Raw genomic sequence first — 5,911 nt, 5'->3', positions numbered from 1 at the left:
CGAAAGCCGCAGGACTCCCTGACCACCAGCGCGGGCGGTAAAATAATGCGCTGGGGAGGCTCATCATTGCCCTGAATGCGACTGTACAGCAGCTCCCCGGCTTTACGGCCAATCTCTTTTGCCGCCACCGATACGGTGGTGAGCGCAGGCTGCACCAGCGCGGCTTCGGTAATATCGTCAAAGCCCACCAGCGCAAAGTCACGCCCCACTTCGCGGCCCATTTTTCGCAGCGCCTGCATCACGCCGAGGGCCACAATATCCTGATAGCAGACCGCCGCGGTGATCTGCGGGTACTGCGTCAGCAGCGCCTGCGCGACGCGCGCCCCATCGCTCTGGCTGGCCTGCGAGGTCACCAGCCAGGCCGGTTCCGGCGAAATGCCCTTCGCAAGCAGCGTACTGGTAAAACCGCCGATGCGCTGCGCCCGGGTGCCGGAGCTGGCGCTGCCGCCGATAAAGGCGATATGCCGGTGCCCGAGGCTGAGCAGGTGGCGGGTCGCCATTTGCGTGCCAAGAAAATTATCAGTGCCGACAAAATCAAACTGCGGATCGCTTGCCGGTCGCACCACCATGATCGCCGGAATGTTACGGCGCTTAAGGGCGTCAAAGAACGACGACGGCGTTTCCCGCGCGGCGCACAGCACCATGCCGCAGGCGTTATTGCGCATCAGGGAATCGACAAATTTTTGCTGCCGCTCGCCGGACTCCTCGCTGTTCGCCAGAAACAGCAGCAGATCGTGGCGCTCCATTTCGTGACTTAAGCCTGCGGTCATTTCGCCATAAAAGGGATTGGTGATGTCGTGCAGCAGCAGTCCGACCTGATTACTGCTGCGGTTACGCAGGTTGGCCGCCGTCTGGTTATAGACATAGCCGGACTCATCCAGCGCTTTCAGCACCCGCTCCCGCGTGGACGGGGAAATACGCCCGCGGTTACGCAGCACCATTGAGACGGTCGCCGTTGATACCCCTGCCCTTGCCGCCACCTGCGCCAGCGTGATCGTCGCCATTGCCTGCTCCTCATCCTGTGAAGGTTAATCGAATAACCATAGCAGAGGCTTTTGTCCGGTGATAGTCCTCACATTCCTGGCGGTAACCGGTGCCTTAATGTGGATTCTGCCGGGTTAATCGCGTTAACCAGCCTTCATTTTTAAAGTTAATCGATTAACCTGATTAAAAACCACCCGCGCAGCAGGCACGGATGTCATTTATGGGGAGGGGTTATGTCACTACGCAGCATCACATCTGAACGCCTGATCCTGCTGGATCAGCCGTGGCGCGATCGTGCGACCATTCTGGATCAGCTTTGCCAGCGCCTGTATGACGAAGGCAAAGTCAGCGATAAAGCGGCGTTTCTGGAGGCGGTCTGGCAGCGGGAGAAGCTGTCGGAAACCGGCTTTGAACAGGGCATCGCCATTCCCCATGGTAAATCTGCCGTGGTCGCCCGCCCCGCCTTTGCGGTGGCGCGCGTTACGCAGCCGGTGCGCGACTGGCCCACTATGGACGGTGAAGATCAGGTGGAGCTGATCTTTTTGCTGGCGGTGCCCTTCGGCGATGACGCCGGACATCTGCGCTTGCTCTCCACCCTCAGCCTGTCGCTGATGGATGAGCAGCGGGTGGCGGCGCTGAAAGCGGCGGCGACGGTGGAGGATTTTCTTACGCTGCTGGATGACACCAACACTTCACGCGCCAGCACGCCGGTGACTGCCGGCGGCCAAAGCCTGATTGTTATCACCTCCTGCCCGGCGGGCATCGCGCATACCTATATGGCGGCGGAAGCACTGGAAAAAGCGGGCGCGGCGCGGGGCATTCAGGTATGGAGCGAAAAACAGGGGGCCAACGGCACCGAAGATGAAGTTACCGACGCGCAAATTGCCGCTGCCGCCGGGGTGATTTTCGCCGCCACCCTGCCGCCAAAAGGCAAAGCGCGTTTTAACGGCAAGCCCTATATCGCCACTTCAGTGTCAGAACCGCTGAAAGACGCGGACGGCCTGATCGATCGCCTGCTGCGCCAGCCGGACGGCATTGTCAGCGTTGACGGCGACAACAGCGAGTCGCGCACGCGGGAGAAATCCTTTCTCGCCCGGCTCTATCAGGGGGTATCCAGCGGTATCTCGTACATGATCCCGGTGATCGTCGCCGCAGGGCTGATGATCGGCGTCGGCCAGTTGACCGCCAGCCTGCTCGGGGTGACGGATATCGGCAACGCCAGCTATGCAAAGAGCGATAGTACCGCGCTGGTGCTCTGCCATTTCCTGACGCAGTACGGCAACATGATCATGAAGTTTATGTATCCGGTATTCGCCGCCTACATGGCCTACAGCATTGCCGACCGCCCCGGTCTGGTGCCGGGCTTTATCGGCGGTGCCTTCGCCGGTGGCCTGCATTACACCTTCTGGTCGGTGAGCGGCGGCATTCCGTCGGGTTTTCTCGGCGCGCTGATCCTCGGCATGCTCGCCGGTTTCCTTGCTGATTATCTGAATACCCATATCCGTCTGCACAAACATTTGCAGGCGATGAAGCCCATGCTGATCGTGCCCGGCCTCTCTGCGCTGGCGATTTTCTTTATCAACTACAGCTTTGTCGATCCGGTATTCGGCGGCATCAATCAGTGGTTGCAGCAGATGATCGTGGCGCACGGCAGCGGCAGCACATTGATGCTGGCGGCGCTCATCGCCTCCCTTACCGCCTTTGATCTCGGCGGGCCGGTCAACAAATCCGCCGGGGCGATCGCCATCGGCCTTGCCGCCGATCATATCTATCCCCTTACCGCCCGCGTGCTGGGGATCGTGATCCCGCCCATCGGCATCGGGCTGGCGACGCTGATCGACCGCATGATCGTCCGCCAGCGCGTCTTTGATGAAAACCAGCGCATCACCGGTACCACCTCGCTGATCCTGGGTTTTCTTGCCATCGGCGAAGGGGCGATCCCCTTCATGCTGAAAAATCCGCTGATCACCATCTCCATCAATATCACCGGCGCGGTGATCGGCGCGCTGACGGCCATCACCCTGGGATCGGTGCAGTGGTATCCGCTGCCCGCCATCTGGGGCTGGCCGCTGGTGCAGAACCTGCCCGCCTACCTGTGCGGCATGGCGGCGGGCATTAGCTTTATCGCCCTGACCAATGTCTTCGTGCGCTACGCGCTGATCCGCGCCGGCAAAATGCACATTGCATAGCAGAGAGAAAACGATGAAAAAAGAGGTTTATGTGGTGGCGCACTGCCACTGGGATGCGGAGTGGTATTTCACCTGCGAGGACTCCCATATTCTGCTGACAGAGAATATGGATTATCTGATCGACCTGCTGGAGCGCGATCCAACATTCCCCTCCTTCACCTTTGACGGGCTGGCGGTGGTGCTGGACGAATATTTACAGGTGCGCCCGGAAAACGCCCCGCGGCTGGAGGCGCTCATCAGCCAGCGGCGGCTGTTCGTCGGCCCCTGGTATACGCAGTGTGATTCCCTGCTGATCCGCACCGAATCCCTGATCCGCAATTTGCAGTACGGCATCGCCACGGCGCAGCGCTTTGGTCACAGTATGAACATCGGCTATCTGCCGGATATTTTTGGCCAGCATGCCTATTTACCGGCGATCTTCGGCGATCTGGGTATCGACTATGCGGTGTTGCAGCGCGGCGTTTATACCGACCAGCTTAAGGGCGATCTGAATTTCCTGTGGCGCGCGCCGAATCAAAAAACGCTGCCTGCCTGTTGTCTGTATTTCGGCTACGGGCCGGGGAAATTTTTATCCACCGAGGCGGATTATGTGGAGCACCGGCTGCTGCCGATCCTCGACCGTTTAACCGCTCTTAACCGCAGCACCGACAAACTGCTGCTGCCTGCCGGTGGCGATCAGGTGCTGGCGAACGCGCAGTTTCCACAGACGGTGAAGGCGCTGAATGAACTGGACACGCCCTATCACTTTCATATGACCGATTACGAAAGTTATCTGCGTGACGCCTGGGCAGACGCGCCCTTCAGCAACGTCATTGACGGCGAGCTGGTGGCCTGTCAGAAATCGCGTATCCACCGCACCTGCCACTCCACGCGCTACGACATCAAACGCCAGACCTGGCAGACGGAGCATCTGCTGCTCGATCAACTGGAGCCGCTGATGGCGGTTGCCTCGCACCTCGGCGTGACCTACCCGCAGCCGGTTATCGACAGCATGTGGAAAACGCTGTTCGCCGCCCATGCGCATAATGGCATTGAGGCCACCAACGCCGATGCGGTGAATCAGAACATTAAAAACCGGCTGATCAGCGTCGAGCGCTCGGCGCTGAGCCTGCTTAACGTGCTGAAAAAGAAAATCAGCTATCAGATCGCCCGCCAGCTGGCGGATGAACGTCTGCTGGTGGTATTCAACTGTGACATCAGCCCGCTGTCCCAGCTTGTCCGCGCGGTGATCTTTACCCAACAACCCGATTTTATCCTGACGCAGAACGGCGTGGCGGTGGAGAGCACCCTGCTGCAACAGGAAAAACTCTCCGGCGGCCAGGTAGTGATAGTCACCGCCGCGGGCGAAAAACTCGAGCCGGTAGCCGACTATTACCGTAGCGAGATCCTCTTTCGCCCGCCGTCGCTGCCGGGCCTCGGCTATCAGACGTTACGGGTGGAGGAGCAGCAATCCTGCGCCCGGCTGGTGCGGCGCGACCTGCTGGTGATTGAAAATGCCCGCTACCGTATCAGCCTCGCCTCCGGCGTGCTGACGCTGGAGAACAAACAGACCGGCCAGCGCGTGGAAGATTTCTTAACCTTTGTGGATTGCGGTGATGATGGCGACGAGTTCGACTTCGCGCCGCTGGCAGACGAGCAGCCGCTTACCTGCCGGGAATTCCACTTTGTGACCTGTGAAAGCAGCGCGCAGGTGTCGCGCCTGACGCTGCGATCCGCCCTCACCCTGACCGCGAATATGGCGGAGCGCCAGGCAGGGATCGCCCGGCAAAAAATGGCTATCGCCACTACGCTTGAGCTGCGCGACGGCGAAGGTTTTGTGCGCGTGCATCATCAGTTGATCAACGCCGCCACGGAGCACCGTTTGCGGGTGCACCTGAAAACGCCGGTGGCGCAGCCCAACTATTCTTTTGCCGATCAGGGCTTCAGTATTATTCGCCGCGAAACGGTGAACCCTTACGTTGCACAGTGGCGCGAGCTGGGCTTTGTGGAAAAACCGATGCCCATCTACACGCTGGAAAACGTGGTGTATCTGCAAAATGCACAACACTGTTTCGGCGTGATAACCAAAGGCATCAAAGAGTACGAGGTGCTGCCGGAGAGCGATACCCTGGCGCTGACGCTGTTCCGCAGCGTCGGCCTGCTCGGGAAAGACGATACCCTGTGGCGGCCTGGCCGGGCCTCCGGCATCAATAACAAAGTCGTTGAAACGCCGGACGCGCAGATGTTGCAGGAAATGGAATTCGACTACGCGCTGTTGCTGGATGGTCCGCAGGATGCGACGGCGATGTTCAGCGCCTGCCGGGATTACCGCGAACACTACCTCACTTACCAGGTGCAAAAACTCAATTCCTTTGAGGAGCGTCTGGAGCGCTTTACCCTGCCGATTGCGCCGCACGGCCTGCCGCCAGAGTCACAGCTCATTGCCTGCGGCAATCCGCGCCTGTTCCTCAGCATGTGCCGCCCCGGCGCGCGCGACGGTGAAACCCTGGTGCGGCTGTTTAACCCCACGCCGCAGCCGGAAATCTGTCCGCTGACCGTCCCGCCGGGCAGCCGGATTTATCAATTGTCATTAAACGAAGCCCGGCGCACGCCACTGCGGGGTGACGCGCTAATCGCCCCTGGCGATTACCTGACGCTGGCGATTGTCACAGGAGAACTACAATGACTGGCTCGTCCTATGAGAAGTACCCTGAAGTGCGCGTGCACGGCTATGACCATCAGGCGTGGGCGGGCTGGAA

Annotated in this window: 3 protein-coding genes; 2 read left to right on the top strand and 1 reads right to left on the bottom strand. The window is 59.9% G+C overall.

The features are described from left to right. On the bottom strand, positions 1 to 1,004 hold a 1,004-nt coding region (locus QRD42_RS08055), incomplete at its 3' end, for a LacI family DNA-binding transcriptional regulator (protein ID WP_321988583.1). A gap of 213 nt (positions 1,005 to 1,217) precedes the next feature. On the opposite strand from QRD42_RS08055, the gene QRD42_RS08050 reads away from it, so the two are divergent. Both QRD42_RS08050 and QRD42_RS08045 read left to right on the top strand, forming a co-directional pair. Beyond that, positions 1,218 to 3,173, top strand: a complete 1,956-nt coding sequence (locus QRD42_RS08050) for a fructose-specific PTS transporter subunit EIIC (protein WP_321988582.1) — start codon at positions 1,218 to 1,220, stop codon at positions 3,171 to 3,173. A gap of 13 nt (positions 3,174 to 3,186) precedes the next feature. Further along, positions 3,187 to 5,838, top strand: a complete 2,652-nt coding sequence (locus QRD42_RS08045) for a glycoside hydrolase family 38 C-terminal domain-containing protein (protein ID WP_321988581.1) — start codon at positions 3,187 to 3,189, stop codon at positions 5,836 to 5,838. Positions 5,839 to 5,911: the final 73 nt, after the last annotated feature.

The organism is Enterobacter sp. PGRG2, from assembly GCF_030291195.1.
Lineage (GTDB): Bacteria > Pseudomonadota > Gammaproteobacteria > Enterobacterales > Enterobacteriaceae > Enterobacter_D.
The sequence above is the reverse complement of the archived record's forward strand: the minus strand, read 5'-3'. Positions and strand labels throughout refer to the sequence as shown.

Excerpts from the sequence above, each read along its gene's own strand:
- QRD42_RS08050 (WP_321988582.1), top strand. The coding sequence starts at position 1,218 with ATGTCACTACGCAGCATCACATCTGAACGCCTGATCCTGCTGGATCAG.
- QRD42_RS08045 (WP_321988581.1), top strand. The coding sequence starts at position 3,187 with ATGAAAAAAGAGGTTTATGTGGTGGCGCACTGCCACTGGGATGCGGAG.